Source organism: Clostridium grantii DSM 8605 (assembly GCF_900129965.1).
GTDB lineage: Bacteria > Bacillota > Clostridia > Clostridiales > Clostridiaceae > Clostridium_AF > Clostridium_AF grantii.
In genome coordinates this window covers 77,206-96,982 of record NZ_FQXM01000003.1, presented here as the reverse complement: position 1 = coordinate 96,982, position 19,777 = coordinate 77,206, and the positions used below count along the sequence as shown (strand labels likewise).

The 19,777-nt window shown below is 29.3% G+C and carries 17 protein-coding genes; 16 read left to right on the top strand and 1 reads right to left on the bottom strand.

The genetic code is table 11. The features are described from left to right. Position 1: 1 nt before the first annotated feature. The 11 genes from BUB83_RS02515 (at position 2) to def (ending at position 11,603) form a co-directional block, all read left to right on the top strand. Positions 2 to 1,738: a B12-binding domain-containing radical SAM protein gene (locus BUB83_RS02515; protein ID WP_073336683.1), complete on the top strand. Its 1,737-nt coding sequence runs from the start codon at positions 2 to 4 to the stop codon at positions 1,736 to 1,738. A gap of 294 nt (positions 1,739 to 2,032) precedes the next feature. Further along, positions 2,033 to 2,359, top strand: coding sequence for a hypothetical protein (locus BUB83_RS02510; RefSeq protein ID WP_073336681.1), 327 nt, complete (start codon positions 2,033 to 2,035; stop codon positions 2,357 to 2,359). Continuing rightward, entirely contained in the window at positions 2,346 to 4,307 is a 1,962-nt protein-coding gene (locus BUB83_RS02505) for a V-type ATP synthase subunit I (protein WP_073336676.1), read from the top strand. Before BUB83_RS02510 ends, BUB83_RS02505 begins: the two co-directional genes overlap by 14 nt. A gap of 16 nt (positions 4,308 to 4,323) precedes the next feature. Beyond that, complete coding sequence (locus BUB83_RS02500; RefSeq protein WP_073336675.1) at positions 4,324 to 4,815, top strand: V-type ATP synthase subunit K; 492 nt, start codon at positions 4,324 to 4,326, stop codon at positions 4,813 to 4,815. 49 nt (positions 4,816 to 4,864) lie between these two features. Further along, the gene (locus tag BUB83_RS02495; RefSeq protein WP_073336674.1) at positions 4,865 to 5,461 is read left to right on the top strand and encodes a V-type ATP synthase subunit E; all 597 of its coding nucleotides are present in this window, start codon (positions 4,865 to 4,867) and stop codon (positions 5,459 to 5,461) included. A gap of 13 nt (positions 5,462 to 5,474) precedes the next feature. Continuing rightward, entirely contained in the window at positions 5,475 to 6,476 is a 1,002-nt protein-coding gene (locus BUB83_RS02490) for a V-type ATP synthase subunit C (protein ID WP_073336672.1), read from the top strand. Continuing rightward, entirely contained in the window at positions 6,463 to 6,777 is a 315-nt protein-coding gene (locus BUB83_RS02485; RefSeq protein ID WP_200801423.1) for a V-type ATP synthase subunit F, read from the top strand. The genes BUB83_RS02490 and BUB83_RS02485 overlap by 14 nt, the downstream gene beginning before the upstream one ends. Before the next feature lie 18 nt (positions 6,778 to 6,795). Beyond that, positions 6,796 to 8,571 carry a V-type ATP synthase subunit A gene (locus tag BUB83_RS02480; RefSeq protein WP_073336670.1) on the top strand — a complete coding sequence of 592 codons (1,776 nt, stop codon included), beginning with the start codon at positions 6,796 to 6,798 and terminating at the stop codon, positions 8,569 to 8,571. Continuing rightward, entirely contained in the window at positions 8,564 to 9,946 is a 1,383-nt protein-coding gene (locus tag BUB83_RS02475) for a V-type ATP synthase subunit B (protein ID WP_073336666.1), read from the top strand. Before BUB83_RS02480 ends, BUB83_RS02475 begins: the two co-directional genes overlap by 8 nt. Before the next feature lie 2 nt (positions 9,947 to 9,948). Further along, entirely contained in the window at positions 9,949 to 10,647 is a 699-nt protein-coding gene (locus tag BUB83_RS02470; RefSeq protein ID WP_073336664.1) for a V-type ATP synthase subunit D, read from the top strand. A gap of 464 nt (positions 10,648 to 11,111) precedes the next feature. Further along, complete coding sequence (gene def / locus BUB83_RS02465) at positions 11,112 to 11,603, top strand: peptide deformylase (RefSeq protein WP_073336662.1); 492 nt, start codon at positions 11,112 to 11,114, stop codon at positions 11,601 to 11,603. A gap of 629 nt (positions 11,604 to 12,232) precedes the next feature. Here the strand turns inward: def and BUB83_RS02460 are convergent. Continuing rightward, positions 12,233 to 13,069, bottom strand: coding sequence for an SDR family oxidoreductase (locus BUB83_RS02460; protein WP_073336659.1), 837 nt, complete (start codon positions 13,067 to 13,069; stop codon positions 12,233 to 12,235). 631 nt (positions 13,070 to 13,700) lie between these two features. On the opposite strand from BUB83_RS02460, the gene hprK reads away from it, so the two are divergent. From hprK to BUB83_RS02435, 5 genes are all read left to right on the top strand, one after another. Then, the gene (hprK, locus tag BUB83_RS02455) at positions 13,701 to 14,618 is read left to right on the top strand and encodes an HPr(Ser) kinase/phosphatase (protein WP_073336658.1); all 918 of its coding nucleotides are present in this window, start codon (positions 13,701 to 13,703) and stop codon (positions 14,616 to 14,618) included. Continuing rightward, entirely contained in the window at positions 14,602 to 15,258 is a 657-nt protein-coding gene (locus tag BUB83_RS02450; protein ID WP_073336657.1) for a 5-formyltetrahydrofolate cyclo-ligase, read from the top strand. Before hprK ends, BUB83_RS02450 begins: the two co-directional genes overlap by 17 nt. A 197-nt stretch (positions 15,259 to 15,455) precedes the next feature. Then, positions 15,456 to 16,406, top strand: coding sequence for a magnesium transporter CorA family protein (locus tag BUB83_RS02445; RefSeq protein ID WP_073336655.1), 951 nt, complete (start codon positions 15,456 to 15,458; stop codon positions 16,404 to 16,406). Between the two features lie 121 nt (positions 16,407 to 16,527). Then, positions 16,528 to 17,943 carry an aminopeptidase gene (locus BUB83_RS02440; protein ID WP_143160458.1) on the top strand — a complete coding sequence of 472 codons (1,416 nt, stop codon included), beginning with the start codon at positions 16,528 to 16,530 and terminating at the stop codon, positions 17,941 to 17,943. Positions 17,944 to 18,352: 409 nt separating this feature from the next. After that, entirely contained in the window at positions 18,353 to 19,342 is a 990-nt protein-coding gene (locus BUB83_RS02435; RefSeq protein ID WP_073336654.1) for a transposase, read from the top strand. The last annotated feature ends 435 nt before the right edge of the window (positions 19,343 to 19,777 follow it).

The window sequence follows — 19,777 nt, the reverse complement described above, 5'->3', positions numbered from 1 at the left end:
AATGAAAGATTTAAAAGTTTTATTAGTAGGGATAAATGCAAAATTTATTCATTCTAATATCGCAATAAGGTATTTAGAAAAGTATACAAAGGATTTAAATTATCAATGTATTATTAAAGAATTTTCAATCAATGATAGAGAAGAAAGAATCTTAGAGGATTTATTAAAAGAAAAACCAGATATGATAGGCTTTTCTTGTTATATTTGGAATATTGATATGGTTAAACATTTAGCAAAACTAGTATGGTTAATTTCACCACAAACAGAAGTGTTTTTTGGAGGGCCAGAAGTTAGTTTTGATGGATTGAGGTTTTTAAGAGATAATAATGGAGATATAATTATTGAAGGAGAAGGGGAAGAAACTTATAAAGAACTTATAGAATATAAAATAGCAAATATTAATAATAAAAATAGAGATAATATATTAGATGGATTAAAGAAAATAAAAGGACTTTATTATAAAGTGGGAAATGAAGTGCTTTATTCAGGAAAGCGTTCTTTGATGGATATAAATAAAGTTAAATTTCCTTATACTGAGGATGATGAAGCTATGGATAATAAGATATTATATTATGAAGCTTCAAGAGGCTGTCCTTTTGGATGTAAATACTGTTTATCTGCCACTGATTTAAATGTTAGATTTAGAGATATAGAAACGGTTAAAAAAGAATTGGATTTTTTTTCAAGTAAAGGAGTAAAGTTAGTTAAGTTTGTAGATAGAACTTTTAATTGTAACGTAAAATTTGCAATGGAAATTTGGAGATTTTTAATAGAGTTAAATACAAATACCATGTTTCATTTTGAAATTTCAGCAGATTTATTAACCCCTGGAGAGGTTGAGTTATTATCAAGGGCACCTGAAGGAAGATTCCAATTTGAAGTAGGAGTTCAAACCACCAATGTAGAAATCTTAGAGAATATAAATAGAAAAGTTAATACAGAAAATATTAGTGAAAAAGTTAAACAGGTTAAAAACTTAAAAAATATAAAGCAACACTTGGATTTAATTGCAGGCTTGCCTGGGGAAGATTATAATTCTTGTAGAAATTCTTTTAATGATATTTATCAAATGGAACCAGAAGAAATACAATTAGGGTTTTTAAAGATTATTGATGGAACACCTATGAAAGCGGAAGTGGAAAAATGGGGCATGAAATATTCTCCGGTTCCCCCTTATGAAATATTAAAGACTAATACAATGGATTATTGGGAACTAATAAAATTAAAAAGAGTAGAGCATGTAGTAGATAAATACTATAATTCAAAAAAGTTTGAAAATATATTAAAATATTTTGTTGGTTCCTTTACCACACCATTTGATTTTTATAGTAGTTTAGGAGAATTTTTTGAAGAAAAAGGGTATTTGAGTAGAAATATTTCTAATGCAGATTATTACAAGATTTTTATAGAGTTTAATGAAGAAAAGTTAGGAAAAGATAGTAAAGTATTAAAGGAAATAATAAAGTTTGATTATTTGTTATATAATAAGAAAAGATGGTTGCCAGGATTTTTGGATAGATTATTAACAAATGAAGAGCTGAAAATAGTCAAAAATATTGTGTTAAAAGAATATTTAAATCTAGATAAGAATAAACTTCATATAGAAAAATATTCTATTAATCTAGAAAAATTTATTCAAGAAACATTGATAGTAAAGAAAAACTGTTATTATCTTTATGAAAGTGAAGGAATAAATGAAACTAAGGAAATTACAGAATGCGTACAAAACAATTTATAAAACACATTAAAGTTCGTTAAAAAAATAATAATGCTAGTAATTATTAGTATTTTGTAGTATAAAAGGAGTAATAGCGTTTTACAACCAAATATTAATATATAAGACATATTGATAAATTAATAGTAAAAGTAGTATAATAAAAAAAATAAGCTGTTATTAATACTACATAAAGCATTAGAGTTTAAATCATATCAAGTTAGTTATTATAGCTTAGTAAGTTTCATAGTATAACTTAGTGGGTTATATTTATCTATGAATAGAATATTCAGAATTATTTGTAAAGGTGGTGAGAACTTGGCAATAGAAGCATTAAATGAAATAAAAGCAGCAGAGGAAAAGGCCAATGAAATTGTAAAAAAAGCTTTAGCTGAAAAAACTCAAATAGTTAAAACAGCAGAAGTAAAGGCTTTGGAAGAGTATAAAACTCTTTTAGCTGAGAAAAGAACTATTGCAAATGGAATTATTACATCAGCTGTAGAAAAAGCAAAAGAAAACTCAAAACCTATCCTGGAAGAAGGAGAATCTGAAAAGAATACCATATTGAATGTTCCAAAGGAAAAAATTCAAGGAGCAGTTAAGTTAGTAATGGAGAGGATCGTGAATATCAATGGCAATAGTTAAAATGAACAAGTTTAATCTGTATGCTTTTGAATCACAAAAGGAAGAGCTTCTTCAAAATCTACAAAAATTTGAAGGAATACAATTTAAAAACCTTCATGAAAGTTTAAAGGAAGAAGATACTAGCTTTTTGAGTATTGCATCCAACAATGATGAGATTCATCAAATTGAGAACCAATTATCAAAAGTAAAGTTTTCTATTGATTTTTTAGACAAATATATTAAGAAAGAAAAAGGTCTAAAAGCTTTAAAAGAAGGAAAAAAGACCTTCACATTTGAAGAAGTAGAAGATTTTATGAAAAAATCTCAATGGGAATCAATTTATGAAGATTTGAAAAGTATGGATGAAAAGCTTAATCTTCTACATAACCAGGAAACAAAGCTTCAGGGTGAAGTAGAAGCATTGAAATCATGGGTAGAGTTTGATTCACCTTTTGATGATTTAAAAGATCTTTCATTAACATCAGCTTTTGTTGGAACTATGCCAACAAGTTTAATGGAATCATTTCAAAAAGAATTTTCACAAAAAAATGATTCTACTTATTTAGAAGTAATAAGTCAGGATAAAAATGATACTTATTTGTTTGTGGTAATCTTAAAAGAACTAGAAGATACTGCAAATGAAATTTTTAAGGAGCATGCTTTTAGTAAAGCTAGCTTTCAATATGATAAAAAACCTTTGGATGTAATTAAAAAGCACAAAGAAGAGATTTTGAAAATAGAAGAAGAAATAGAAAAAATTTCACAACAAGCTTCAGCTAAAAATAAGGAATATGAGCAATTAATAATAGCTTATGATCATATTGAAAGTTCATTAAATAGAGCTAAGATTTGTGATAATTTTGGTAAAAGTGAAAACATTATTCTTATCGAAGGTTGGAATAGTGTAGAAGAAAACGCTCAGCTTGAAGAAATAGTGGAAGATACTTTGAACTCAGAATATTTTTTGGAATTTATTGAAGCTAGTGAAGAAGATGTTGTGCCTATTAAATTAAAGAATAATGCTTTTGTTGAACCCTTTGAAAGTATAACAGAAATGTATTCTTTGCCTAATTATGGAGAAATAGACCCAACACCTATTTTATCAGTATTTTATCTTATATTCTTTGGCATGATGCTGTCAGATGCAGGCTATGGTATTATCATGGTATTAGGAACTTTTATTGCATTAAAAATCCTTCCACTTGAAAAAGCACAAAGAAGTTTTGCTAAGTTGATTTTCTACCTTGGAATTTCAACAACTGTTTGGGGTATTATCTATGGAGGATGGTTTGGAGATGCGCCAAGTTCACTTTTTGGAATAGATAATGTGCCATATTTATTGAATCCCGGCACAGAAATAAATAAAATACTTATTATTTCATTTGCTTTTGGTATAGTTCATATATTTGTTGGACTCGGAATAAAAGCTTATATTTTAATAAGACAAAACAAAATTAAGGATGCATTATATGATGTAGCTACATGGGCTATAACTGTTATAGGTGCACTTCTTATGGGTTTAGTTCCATCAAGTTCTATAGGAATGATATTATTAATATTTGGTTTAATTTCATTATTTCTAACTCAAGGAAGAGATGCAAAGAGTATTGGTGGAAAAATAGGTGGAGGTATTTTTGGAGTATACAATATAACAGGATATTTTGGAGATGTGGTTTCTTACTCTAGACTTATGGCTTTGGGGTTAGCTACTGGATTTATAGCATCGGCCTTTAATATGATTATTAAATTGATACCAGCACCATTTGTTTACATTTTAGGTCCAATTTTATTTGTTGCTTTACATGCATTTAATTTAGCAATAAATGCTTTGGGTTCATATGTACACACTGCAAGACTTCAATACCTAGAATTTTTCAACAAATTTTATGAGGGCGGAGGGAAAAAGTTTACCCCTTTCAAATCATCAAATAAATTTATAAATATCAAAAACAATAAAATTCAAAATTAAGTAGGAGGAAAGAATAATGGGTACTTTCATGGAATTTTTATTAAACAACAATGGTGGATTAATTTTATCTTTACTAGGAGCAGCTTTAGCGGCAGGTTTAAGTGGTATAGGGTCAGCAAAAGGTATTAGCCTTGTAGGGCAAGCAGCAGCAGGAGTTGTAACAGAAGATCCAGAAAAATTTGGTCAATCTATTATACTTGACGTTTTACCAGGTACTCAAGGTTTATATGGATTCGTTATTGCGTTAATTATTTTAATAAAAGTTGGTGTTTTAGGCGGAACTAACCCAACATTAGAGCAAGGATTCTTTATATTTATGGGTTCTCTTCCAATAGCTTTAGCAGGATGGAGTTCAGCTATTTCACAAGGTAAAACTGCAGCAGCAGCTATGTCAATTCTTGCAAAAAGACCTGAGCATGTAATGAAGGGTGTTATATACGCAGTTATGGTTGAAACATATGCATTACTTAACTTCGTTGTATCATTGTTCATAATCTTGAATGTATAATTTAAAATATCTAGTTTAAAATGTCTAATTTGATTTGGAGTGATATTTTGTGTCTAATTTAAATACTTTAACATCTAAGATCATAGAGGACGCTAATAAAAAAGCAGAACAGCTTTTAGCAGAGGCTAGATCTAATGAAAAAAATATAATTGATAAAAGCATAGCTCAAGCTGAAAAAGAAGGCGATTTTCTTATAGAAAAAGCTAAAGTTGAGTCAAAAACAAGAAGTGAAAGAGTTTTATCAAATGCACAGCTTACAGTAAGAAATATGAAACTTGAGGCAAAGCAACAAGTATTAAACAATACTTTTGCACTTGCAGTTGAAGAACTTTCTAAAATTTCTGCAGAAGATCATGCAAAATTTATTAAAGAAAGCATTTTATCTTTACCTATAGATGGTGATGAAGAAATTATAGTAGGAATGAATAATAGTGCTGTAACTCCTAATCTTATGCTGGAAATAAACACTGAATTAAAAAAGGCAGGTAAATTGGGAACATTAAAGCTAAGTTTGGAAAAAAGAGAAATGAAGGGTGGATTCGTTTTAGCTAAAGCTGGAATTGAAATCAATAATACTTTTGAAGCCTTAGTTAACTCTTTTAGAGATGAGCTTGAAGCTGAAGTTGCACGTGCTTTATTCAACTAAGGGAGGCTAGCTAATGAGTAATGTAGCTTATGCTCAAGCAGTAAGTAGGCTTAGAGCAATTGAAACAAAACTCCTTGATAGAGCAAAGCTTGATAGAATGATAGATAGTAGTACCACGGTTGAATCTTTTAAAATTTTAGGAGAAACAGAGTACGGGGCTCATATGCCAAAAGCTAAAAAGCCAGAGGATTACGAAATAGTTCTTTCAGAAGAACTTAAAAGTTTGTATTCACTTATGTATAATGTTTCACCTGAGAAAAAGATAATTGATTTAATGAGTGTTAGGTATGACTATCATAACATCAAAGTTCTAATAAAGGGTAATGCACTGGGTAAAGATTTGTCTTATTTGTTTATACCAGTGGGTACTATTGACACCAATGTGTTAAAAAACATAATTGAGCTAAAGGACTATTATGATCTTAATCCAATTATGAGAGAAGCTGTTGAGAAAGTAGAGGAATCTTATGAAAAAGAAAAAGATCCTCAAAAAATAGATATTATTTTGGATTCTTATATGTATAAGAATATGCTTTCTATTGCAACAGAACTTAATATTGATTATCTACTTAAATTTGTAAAAATAAATGTAGATTTATCAAATTTAAAAACTTTATTAAGAATAAAGAAACAAAAAAAAGATAGAGAATTCCTTCAACAAGCTTTACTTGAAGGAGGAACTATAGATATAGATACTTTAGTTCAATTGTTGAATGAATCCAATGAAAATATTATTTCTAAACTAGATTATACCAATTATAGTGAAGTTTTAAAATTTGGTATAGATGAATTTAGTAAAACGGGCAGATTGAATAAATTTGAAATGTTGTCTGATAATTTCATCATGAATTTCATTAAAGATGCTAAATATGTTAGTTTTGGAGCAGAACCTCTTTTGGCATACATTTATGCTAAGGAAAATGAAATAAAAATAGTTAGAATTATAATGGTTGGGAAATTAAACAACATAGCTGCAGATGTCATAAGAGAAAGGCTGCGTGATATTTATGTATAAGATTGGTGTAGTAGGAGATAAAGATTCTGTATTAGCTTTTAAAGCTATTGGAATTGATGTTTATCCTGTAATTGAAGCTGAGGAAGCTAAAAAAACTATAGACAAAATGGCCATGAACAATTACGCAGTTATTTTTGTTACTGAGCAGATTGCTAAAAATATTGATGAAACTATTGAGAGATATAACAGGCAAACAGTACCCGCTATTATATTAATTCCAAGCAATCAAGGATCACTTAATATTGGAATGCAAAGAATTAATGATAATGTGGAAAAAGCCGTTGGAGTTAATATTTTATAAGGAAGGTAGGTAAGTAACTTGAAAACTGGTAGAATAATTAAAGTATCCGGACCTCTAGTTGTTGCTGAGGAAATGGATGATGCTAATATATATGACGTTGTAAAAGTTGGTAATCAAGGTCTTATCGGTGAAATAATTGAAATGAGGGGCGATAAAGCTTCTATACAGGTTTATGAAGAAACTTCTGGTTTAGGACCAGGGGACCCTGTAATTTCATCCGGAGAACCTTTAAGTGTTGAATTGGGACCAGGTCTTTTAGAAGCTATATTTGATGGTATCCAAAGACCACTTGATAAATTAGCAGAAAAAGCTGGTAGCTTTTTAACAAAAGGGGTTGAAGTTTTACCTTTAAGTAGAGAAAGAAAATGGGTTTTTGAACCTAAGCTAGCTGTAGGAGATGAGGTTAAGCCTGGATATGTTATTGGTACAGTACAAGAAACTTCTGTTGTACTTCATAAAATAATGGTACCATATGGTATTGAAGGTAAGATTAAAAGCATTAAAGATGGAGAGTTTACAATAGAAGAAGTTGTTTGCCAAGTTGAAACAGCAAACGGTCTTAAAGAATTAACTATGATGCAAAAATGGCCTGTTAGAAAAGGTAGACCATATGCTCAAAAATTAAATCCTATTTCACCACTTGTTACAGGACAAAGAATTGTAGATACATTCTTCCCAGTAGCTAAAGGTGGAGCAGCATGTGTTCCAGGTCCTTTCGGTTCTGGTAAAACAGTTGTTCAACATCAATTGGCAAAATGGGGAGATGCTGAAATAGTTGTTTACATAGGTTGTGGAGAGCGTGGAAATGAAATGACAGACGTTCTTAATGAGTTCCCAGAATTAAAAGACCCTAAAACAGGATCTACATTAATGAAGAGAACTGTACTTATTGCAAACACATCTAATATGCCGGTTGCAGCTCGTGAAGCTTCAATTTATACAGGAATTACAATAGCAGAATATTTCAGAGACATGGGTTATTCAGTTGCTCTTATGGCTGACTCCACATCACGTTGGGCAGAGGCTTTAAGAGAAATGTCTGGTAGACTTGAAGAAATGCCTGGTGACGAAGGTTACCCAGCTTATCTTGGTTCAAGACTTGCTGAGTTCTATGAAAGAGCTGGTAAAGTTATTTGTTTAGGTGAAGATAATAGAGAAGGAGCGCTTACAGCTATTGGTGCAGTTTCCCCTCCAGGTGGAGATTTATCAGAGCCTGTAACTCAAGGAACTTTAAGAATAGTTAAAGTTTTCTGGGGACTAGATGCTCAACTTGCTTATAAAAGACACTTCCCTGCTATTAACTGGTTAAGTTCTTATTCTCTTTACTTGGAAAAAGTAGGAAGATGGATGAATGAAAATGTTGCAGAAGATTGGGTTTTCCTTAGAACAAAAGCAATGAGTTTACTTCAAGAAGAAGCAAGTTTAGATGAAATAGTTAGACTTGTTGGTATAGATGCTCTTTCTGAAAAAGATAGACTAAAACTTGAAGTAGCAAAATCTATTAGAGAAGATTATTTGATGCAAAATGCTTTCCATGAAATAGATACTTATGCTTCTTTAGCTAAACAATATAAGATGTTAAAATTAATATTAGCTTTTGGAGATGAAGCAGAAAAAGCTCTTAAAGCTGGTGTATATCTAAAAGAAATTATAGATATGGGAGACATAAGAGACAGAATAGCGAGATCTAAGTATATTGCAGAAGAAGATATTGATAATATTGATAAAATAGCAGTAGATTTAGTAGAAGCAATGGATAAGCTCATAGCGGAAGGCGGTGTAGCTAATGCTTAAAGAGTACAAAACAGTAAGTGAGGTTGTTGGACCTTTAATGGTTGTTGATAAAGTTAGCGGTGTAACTTTCGATGAACTTGTTGAAATTGAAATGCAAACTGGTGAAATTAGAAGTGGTAAGGTTCTTGAAATATCACAAGATAAAGCAGTAGTACAGATATTTGAAGGATCTACAGGTATAAATTTAAAAGGAACAAAAGCAAAATTCTTAGGAAGACCTCTTGAAATTGGGGTTTCTGAAGATATGCTTGGAAGAGTCTTTGACGGACTTGGAAGACCTAAAGATGGTGGCCCAAAAATTATAGCTGATAAAAAGCTTGATATTAATGGGGAACCTATTAACCCATATGCTAGAAACTACCCATCTGAATTTATTCAAACTGGGGTTTCGGCTATTGATGGTTTGAATACATTAGTTAGAGGACAAAAACTTCCTGTTTTCTCAGGAGCGGGTCTTCCACATGCTGAACTTGCAGCTCAAATCGCAAGACAAGCAAAAGTTAAAAATTCTGATTCTAAATTCGTTGTTGTATTTGCAGCGGTTGGTATAACTTTCGAAGAAGCTCAATACTTCGTAGAAGACTTTACTAAAACAGGAGCTATTGATAGAACTGTTTTATTTATGAATCTTGCAAATGACCCTGCAGTTGAGCGTATAGCTACTCCTAGAATGGCTTTAACAACAGCAGAATATTTAGCTTATGAATTAGGTATGCACGTTCTAGTTATAATGACTGATATTACAAACTATTGCGAAGCTCTTCGTGAAGTTTCAGCAGCAAGAAAAGAAGTTCCAGGTAGAAGAGGATATCCAGGTTACCTATATACTGACCTTTCTACTTTATATGAAAGAGCAGGAAGAATAAAAGGTAAAGAGGGTTCTATCACTCAAATACCGATACTAACAATGCCAGAAGATGATAAAACACATCCAATTCCTGACCTTACAGGATATATTACAGAGGGACAGATTATACTTTCAAGAGAACTTTACAAGAAAGGTATAATGCCTCCAATAAATGTTTTACCATCACTTTCAAGACTTAAAGATAAAGGTATTGGTAGAGATAAAACAAGAGAAGATCATGCAGATACAATGAACCAATTATTTGCAGCCTATGCTCAAGGTAAGCAAGCAAAAGAATTAGCAGTTATCTTAGGTGAATCTGCTTTATCTGATGCAGATAAAGCTTATGCTAAATTTGCTGAAGCTTTTGAAAATAAATACGTAGCTCAAGGTTTTGAAACAAACAGAGCAATTGAAGAAACTTTAACTCTTGGATGGGAATTATTATCTATACTTCCTAGAACAGAGCTTAAAAGAATTAGAGATGAATATTTAGAAAAATACTTAGATAAAAAAGAAGGTGAATAACCATGGCAAGACTTAATGTCAATCCTACAAGAATGGAGCTCACCGGACTAAAGAAAAGATTAACAACTGCAACAAGAGGTCATAAGCTTTTGAAAGATAAACAAGATGAACTTATGAGAAGATTCATAGATCTTGTTAAATACAATCATAAACTTAGAGCGAAAGTTGAAGAAATGTTAGGTGACTCATTTAAGGATTTTGTCATGGCAAGGGCATTAATGTCTTCTGAACTTTTGGAAGAAGCAATTGCTTACCCGAAAGAACAAATCTCAGTAGAGGTTTCAACTAAAAACATCATGAGCGTTAACGTTCCTAAGATGGAATTTAAAAGAAAGCTAGAAAATGATGAAGGAAGTATTTACCCATATGGTTTCGCCAACACTTCAGCAGAACTTGACGGAGCTATAGAAAAATTATACACCATTCTTCCAACTCTATTAGAACTAGCCGAAGTTGAAAAGTCTTGTCAATTAATGGCTGACGAAATTGAGAAAACAAGAAGAAGAGTTAATGCATTAGAGTATATGACAATCCCTCAATTGCAGGAGACAATAAAATATATTCAAATGAAACTTGATGAAAATGAAAGAGGCGCCCTTACTAGACTTATGAAAGTCAAGAGTATGATGGAAGCCGCAGAAGCAAAAGCTGAGGCAGAAGCCAAGACTAAAGCGGATACAAAAACAGAAGCATTAGTTTAAAATGTTTAAAATAAATGTTTAAAATAAATCTTTAAAATATTTAAAACAAATAAAAAAGCATTTAAAACAAATAAAAAAGCATTTAAATCAAATAAAAAAGCATTTAAAACAAATAAAAAAGCACTACAGTTGAATTGTATCAACTGTAGTGCTTTTTGATGATTTTAAAATTTAAAAAAATGGGGACGGTTCTCAAACTTCCATAGTTTTTGAAGATAGTTATTTTTAAATTAACTGATGTATAGTAATAGGAAAATAGATTAAAAAATTGAGAACCGTCCCCAAATTTACAATTCTAGAAATGTAGTATATAATAAATAGGGTCATATATTCGTAAAACTGCAAATTCAACTTACGAATATGAATATAATGAATATCGGTAAGTAATCAAGAATCAAGAGTAAATTATGAAATATAAATTATAATGTATAAAATTAAAGTGTACACATTTAGGAGGAGATTTTTTGGCAGTAAAAGAAATTTTGAAAGATGGTAATCCAATTTTAAGAAGAAAAAGTAGAAGAATTGCAAATATTACAGAGGAAGATAGAATTGTGATTCAAGATTTAAAGGATACATTATATGCAGGGGATGGAGTAGGGTTAGCTGCACCTCAAATAGGATATTTAAAAAGAATATTCATAGTGGATTTAAGAGATGGCAGTGAACCTATTATTATGATAAATCCTAAAATAGTTAAAAAAATTGGAACAAGTGAAGATATTGAAGGCTGTTTGAGTTACCCGGGATATGAAGGAATTGTAGTTAGACCTAGAAAAATTATGGTTTCTGGTTCAAATGAAAATGGAAAATTAGTTAAATTAGAAGTTACAGGATTTTTAGCAAGAGCAATTTGCCATGAAACGGATCATTTAGATGGAATAATGTACATGGATAATGCGAAAAATATCTATAAAATACAGCTTGAAGAAGACGTTGATTCAAAAAATAGTTAGTAATAAAGCTAATTGAAAAATTCAAAAAAAGAACTAAGAATTCTTAGTTCTTTTTTTATATTGAATTTTAAATGTTGATACCTTTATAACCCCAAAATGGTCCAATTAAAGGTAGTTTGAACTTAAGATTTATTGAAGCATCATCTTCAATCTTTAAAGCACCATGTACGTAAATTTTAACACCTTCATATTCATAAATTTTGGACAAGTGTCCTTTGTCAGAAGAGTTTTTGTAAGTCTCAAACCTAAGACTTTTTGTTGTAATAGGTGCTCAGCCACCGGTACATTGAGATATTAGATTTACTACAAGATATAAATCTAAACTTTTAAGATAGTTTAAAGCTTTTTCATCAAGTTTAATCAAAATATCACCTCCATACCCATATAGGGTATATAATCATTTTAATTTATATTTTGAAGTTTGTCAATGTATAGGTATCCCAGTTCAACTATTAATTTATACGTGTCCAAAACTCCTAGAAGCATGGAGATTTATAAAACTAGTTGATACGTCTAGTTTTTAGTATAAGTATAAATTAAGTTTCACAATGGGATACCTATAGTATGATAGTAATTATTTTAAGCAGGAGGGATAGTAATAATTTTTGTTACATATCTATATTAACATATTAACAATTTTTATTTAGAATATTGATAGCTTGTACAGTACGTTTTTCCCAGTTTTCAGGAATAAAATTGAAGCAATTTTGAATTAGAACAGTATTGAGAGCAGAGTAAGTTTGCCTTGGTGCTGAATTAGGTACATAATTTGAAGGTATTTCAATAATATCTTTATTAATATTTAATTCATTCATGATAAATTTAACCCATAAACATTTTTTTATAGGGTAAGGATTACAACAATTATAGGTGCCATAAAAATCTGAATGGATGGCTTTATCTATGGTAATACATAAATCTAAAGCATAAGTAGGATTGCCTATTTCATTGGAGCACATGAACACATTTCTATATTTATTTTTGATGATATTATCTATCAAATCATTATCATTTCCAAAAATCCATCCAGGCCTAATTATGAAATATTTATTTGTGAGGGTTTTTATTAATCTTTCCCCAGCTAATTTGCTTTTGCCATACGTATTAATAGGATTACATTTATCAGTTTCAAAATAAGGTTGCCCATTTTTATTGCCATAAACATGATTAGTAGAAATATAAACAATGGGGATAGAAAGATTGTTGCATACATAAGCTATATTCATGGCGGAAATGGAATTATAATTCATTGCTTTTGATTCGTGTATTTCGCATTGATCAATATTGTTGAATTCAAAATTATTTATAACAACATCTGGGTTAATTGATTTTATATAATCAGATAAAATTGGTCTATCAAATAGAATATTAGTTTTATTTTCAAAAACAAAAACTGTATTTTCATTATTAAAATAGTTTTGTATGTATGCGCCTAACAAATCATTGGATATGATAAGGATTTTCATCAGAATACCTCCCTAAATAATTTCTTATGATGGTGCTGTTTACTACTTATAATAAGTGTATTATTATATTCTACTAATAATATTAAGCAAAAATTACAATATTTAATAATTAAAATATAAATAATATTAAAGTAGTTATAAAAGAGTAAATTTAATATAATATATTGTGTATAAATAATTTGTTGGTTTTTGATTTAGCGTATCTAGAAAACTATTGAATTTTTAATGAAATGATTGTAAACATATATTAGAGTAAAGTTATATTTTAGAGGTACTTATAAAGAAATAGTTATAGAAAATTTTTACTTTCTACCTAAAATCCAAAAAATAGCTAAAATTATATGAAATAACCTATAATTTTTAGGCTGTTTTTTTAGTTATGTATACTATATTTGCATTATTATAGTTTTTTGATTAAATAGTATAGAAGAATCCATTTATCTAGGGTAAAATAATAAAAGATGTAGTGATTTTAAAATATATTCTTTGATAAAATTTTCTTAACATAGTTTTAGGAATAAAATTATGGGATAAATCACAAAGAAAAAAGTTTACAAAGTAAATTTTTTAGTGCATTATACTAATCACATTAGTTAATATATAAAATTTTTAGATTTGGGAGTGAATACAGGTGATTGTTTATGTTGAGAAATTAATAAAAGATTTAGATTTAGAAGTGGTTGTAAAAGGAAGAGATAAAGCGGAAATAACAGTTATAGATGTTAATAGGCCAGGGCTACAATTAGCTGGATTTTATAATTATTACGCTAATGAAAGAGTTCAAATTATAGGAAGTTCAGAGTGGAGCTTTTTAGATACTATGCAAATTCCTATTAGAAAGAAAAGATTAAAAAAATATTTTAACTTTGAAACACCTTGTGTTATAGTTTCAAGAGATTTACCACCTCATGATGAAGTGATAGAAAGTGCTATTGAAAACAATACGTGGCTACTTAGAACGAAAATGGTTACTACAAAATTTATAAGTAAAATAATGAATTATTTGGAGAAAGAATTGGCACCAGAGACTAGAATGCATGGAGTTTTAGTGGATGTTTATGGTATTGGTATATTAATTGTAGGAGAAAGTGGAATTGGCAAAAGCGAAACTGCCCTTGAGCTTGTAAAAAGAGGACATAGAATGGTAGCGGATGATGCAGTTGATATTAAAGAAGTGGATGGAAAACTTCATGGGGCTTCACCATATATAACAAAAGGTATGATGGAAGTCAGAGGTATGGGGATTATTGATGTTCCTGCACTTTATGGACTTAGCTCTGTATCGGATGAGAAAGAAATTGATTTTATGATTTATTTGGAGCAGTGGAAAGAATATGAAAACTATGATAGATTAGGAATAGATAATGAGTACATGGAGATTCTTAATGTAGATACTAAAAAAATTAGAATACCTATAAGACCAGGGAGAAATGTGGCAGTAATAATTGAGGCCGCAGCAGCTAATTACAGATATAACTTGAACTCAAATGAATCCCCAGTTGAAACAATAGATAGAAGAATGAGAGAAATCAATGAAATGGAAAGCTAAAAATATTATCAGACAGGAAATTATTGAAAAAAGAAATTTGTTTTTTGAACAAAATCCAGAAGAAAAAAATGCAAGAGATGAATTTATTTTTAATGAAATTATTAATAATAAACAGTTTATAAATGCTAATACTATTTTTACATACGTTAGTTTTGGAAGTGAAATAGATACACAGCGGCTTATAAACTATGCTCTATCTATAGGTAAGAATATTTGTGTTCCTAAGGTTTTTAATAAACAAAAGGTAATGAAGGCTTACAAGATTTCATCTTTAAAGGAATTGAATAAAAGTAATTATGGAATATTGGAGCCATTTGGCGATAATATGAAAGAAGTTTTGAAAGAAAATATTGATTTAGCTATATTCCCAGGAATCGCCTTTGATAATAAGGGAGGAAGAATTGGTTATGGTGGAGGATATTATGATAAATTTTTTTCGGATATGGATTATTTAAATTTTGTGGAAGTAGAAAAAAAAGACTATGATTTTTTTAATAAAGAACAATCAAATAAAGTTGTAAATGATGTAGTGAGTAAGTTTAGTGGTGAAAAGATTGGACTGGCATACCAATTTCAATTAATAGATGATGTTCCAATGGAAAAGTATGATGTAAAAGTTGATTATTTGATAATCGGATAATCGTATAAAATGTAAATCATATAGATTTTAATTAGAATTTATAATTATAAATAAATGTCACTGAAACTAGCTAAGTAAGGCTAGTTTTTTTGTGGGTTATATTTTTGTTTTGCATAATCATTTTAAGTTGAGAAATAATATTAATATAATAATAGAAATAGATATTGTTTTAAAATGTTTTTACAAAGGGCGGATTTATGAGAGTATTTGATATAAATTATGATTTTATTGATGTGGAGAATGATTTTAAGTTAAATGAATCGCAGTACTGGATTGTGGCAAATGTGGAAAATACCACTGATATTAAAAATTTAGTGAATAAATTTTCTCTAGATGAAGAGAGTATGCTAGAATGTTTGAGCGAAGGAATAAATCCTTGTAAGATTATATTTTATGATGGATATATGTTTCTAACTTTAAGTGTTCTAGAATTGATAGATGAAAAAATCCATTGTAAAGAGTTAAATATTTATCTCAGTAAGGACTACATAATAACCATATATAAAAGTCAAATAGAAATAATTGAAGAGTTACTTAGGGATATAAAAACACTAAAAAATTGCTTTATATTAAAGGAAAATCCAAAACCTGCACATATCTTATACTACCTCATTGATAGAATAATTATAAATAATTATGAAACAATAGCTAATCTAGAAACATTAGCAGATAAAATTGAAATATCTATTTTAAAGAAACCTATGAGAGAACACGCTGATAATCTTATAAATTTAAGGAGGCAAGTATATAAAATAAGAAAAAACTTGTCACCATTGAGGTATGTGGGGGATAGTTTGCTTTCTAATGATAATAATATTATTGACAAAGAAAATCTTAAATATTTTAAAAGTATAAATGATAAGATAAGTAAGTTGATGATTGAGTTAGAAAATTTAATAAGCAATTTAGCTTTGGTGAGAGAAGCCTTTGAATCAGAAATATCAAATAAAACCAATGATTTAATGAAGATTTTTACCATAATAACTTCTATTTTTCTACCTTTAAATTTATTTACATCTATGCAAGGTATGAATTTTGAAAATATGCCTTTAGCAAATAATGAATGGGGATATTACTATACTTTGGGGATAATGTTAGTGGTTTCATTAATATTATTATTGATATTTAAAAAGAAAAAATGGTTGTAAATTCTTTGATAAAAGTTACTATTCAAGAAGAAATTTTAATAACACACTGTAAATTGTTAAAATTTTGTGGCATAATAATTATAGTATTAAAAGAATCGTTAATTTTCAAGGGGGAAAATATATGTCAGAAATAACTGAAAACAAAAATTTAGAAAAAAAATATGAATTAGCATGGGAGAAGTATGGCGAAGAAGATATAAAGTTATTAAATCAATTAAATGATAAATACATTCAATTCATGTCAAAATGTAAAACAGAAAGAGAATGTGTTGATGAGTTTATATTTTTAGCAGAAAAAGAAGGCTATAAAGATTTAAATATGATCATAGAAAATAAAGGTGAATTAAAAGCTGGAGATAAAGTTTACATTAATAATAAGGGTAAAAGTATGGCTTTATTTTTAATTGGTAACCAACCTATTGAAAAAGGCTTAAGCATCTTAGGAGCTCATTTAGATTCACCAAGATTGGATTTAAAACAAAATCCATTGTATGAAGATACAGATTTAGCTATGTTTGATACACATTATTATGGAGGAGTTAAGAAATACCAATGGGTTACTATTCCACTTGCAATACATGGTGTGTTAATAAAAAAAGATGGTACAACAGTTAATCTAGTTATAGGGGAAGATGATAATGATCCTGTGGTAGGTATTTCAGATTTATTAATTCATTTAGCTGGAGACCAAATGCAAAAAAAATTAGCAGATGGTATTACAGGTGAAGATTTAAATGTACTTATAGGAAGTATTCCAATAAAGGATAAAGACCAAAAGGAAAAAGTTAAAGCTAATATAATGAAGTTATTAAATGAAAAATATGATATTGATGAAGAAGATTTTGTATCAGCTGAATTAGAAGTTGTACCTGCTGGTAAAGCAAGACATTTTGGATTAGATAGAAGTATGGTTATGGCTTATGGACATGATGACAGAGTTTGTTCTTACACTTCTTTCGAGGCAATGATGAAAATTAATTCTTCAGAGAAAACATTAGTAACTTTATTAGTTGATAAAGAAGAAATAGGTAGTGTGGGTTCAACTGGTATGCAAGCTATGTTCTTCGAAAATGGCGTTGCAGAAATAATGGAACTATTGGGCGAATATAGTGGCATAAAACTAAGAAGAGCTTTAGCAAACAGTAAAATGCTATCTTCAGATGTAAGTGCAGCTTATGACCCAAATTATCCAGGTGTAATGGAAAAAAGAAATGCTGCTTACTTTGGAAAAGGTATAGTATTCAATAAATATACTGGTGCAAGAGGCAAGTCTGGTTGTAATGATGCTAACCCAGAATACATTGCAGAAATAAGAAGTATGATGGAAAAACATAATGTAACATGGCAAACATCAGAGCTTGGAAAAGTAGACCAAGGCGGTGGTGGAACTATTGCCTATATCCTTGCCAAATACGGCATGGAAGTAATAGACTGCGGAGTAGCAGTACAAAATATGCACGCACCTTGGGAAGTAGTATCAAAAGCCGATGTATACGAAACTATGAGAGGTTACTATGCATTTTTGCTAGAAGCTTAGGGACGGGTCACAAATTCTGTTAAATAAAAAAAATCTATATATTTTGTTACTACTATTAGTATTATTAGGATTCATAAGTAATATTATTAGAAAAATTATTGAAGAAACAAAAAACAAATAAAAATCCACACCTAATTTTAAAATTGGGTGTGGATTTTTGTTTAAAAAGTATAGGGACGGTTCATAAAAATCAACTTAATATGGTAATATGGGATACTGTTCAGTATTTCTATAAAAAATTTTAGTAATTTAGTATAAAAAATCTTAGGAAGTGGAAATGGATAAAAACAAGCATAGTAAAACTAGCTTAAATTTTGATAAATAATTATAAAAAATTGATTAAAAAAACTTTCTGTTGGCTAGAATCTAAAATAGTTAAATTCAATAGAATGTTAGGAGTGTGTTAATTATGTGTAGAATGAAAAGAAAGAAGGATGGATTAGCTTATTATCATATTATTGTTAGGGGTAGTAGTGAAATTACTTTGTTTAGATCTAAGGAAGATAAGGCACAGTTCCTTAAATACTTAAAAAAATATAAAGAATTATTTGATGTTTATATACTCTCATTTTGTATTATGGATACACATGCTCATTTATTAATATACTCTAATGGAGCTGATATTAGTAAGGTTATGCACGGTATTAATTTAAGCTATGCAATGTATTATAATAGAACTTATAATAGGCATGGACATGTTTTTTCAGATAGATTTAAAAGTAAGATAATATACGGCCAAGGGGCAATAAAAAGAGTTTCAGCATACATACATAATAATCCTAAAGATATAAAAGGGTTTAGAGATCACGTAGAAAGTTATGAATATTCTAGTATGAAAGAATACTGTGGTGGTAATAGTAAGATTGAAAATAGTTTTATTAATATATATATTATTCTAAATTATTTTGGTAAAGACCCTATTAAGTCAAGAATTGAGCATTTAGCTTATGTGAAAGCGAGATTAGGTTTGAAAATAGATGATATTGATATTAACGATATTAACGATATAAAAAATATTAATGAAGATAAATCACATGGTGAGAATTTACAATGGGAAAAAGATGTGTGGGAGTATATAAGTGGAACGAAAATAATTAAAAGGGTTGTGCACCCAGATAAAATCATAGAATTTTTATGTGAGAAATTCCATATATTCAAAGATGATTTTTTGATAAAATACAGTAGAAAAGTTTCAGAATATAGGGCAATAGCTGTTTTTTTGATGAGAAGATATTGCGATATGAATTTCAAGGACATAAGTTATGTAATAGGCAACTTAACATTAGCTTCACTATCTAGTTTGTGTAGTAAAGGACAAATAATTATTAGTAAAAATGAAGAATATAAAGATGTTATCAAAGAATTTTTAAATTCAAATATTGCAGCAGAAATAAGTTGACATTGATAGTGAAGAAGAAGACCAATGATATATTTTCATATATGTAAACTTACATTATTATTTATTTACATATATAGTAATAAAAATTCTTTATTTAAGATTGTAATCTAGGGTCGATAGATTACAATCTTACAGGGGTATGGAGGTATAAAATTTAACTTTTTATATGCGAAATTCTCCCACCTCTTAGGTGGTGAGATGAATAGCATATTATTGTAAATAGTTCGACACTATTTACAATAATTGCATTTGTAAAATTATTATTGATTTGTTATAATAATTTTAGTTTTTCAAATTACCGTAGGAACTACGGAAAGGGATTTTCTTAAAAAACCCATAGCCTTGGAAACTGATAAGTCGTAAAATAATTACCTACTTGTAGGTTGACTAGGATTAGAGGAAGCTTTCACTTCTAAAGTGGTGAGTGGTTCACAA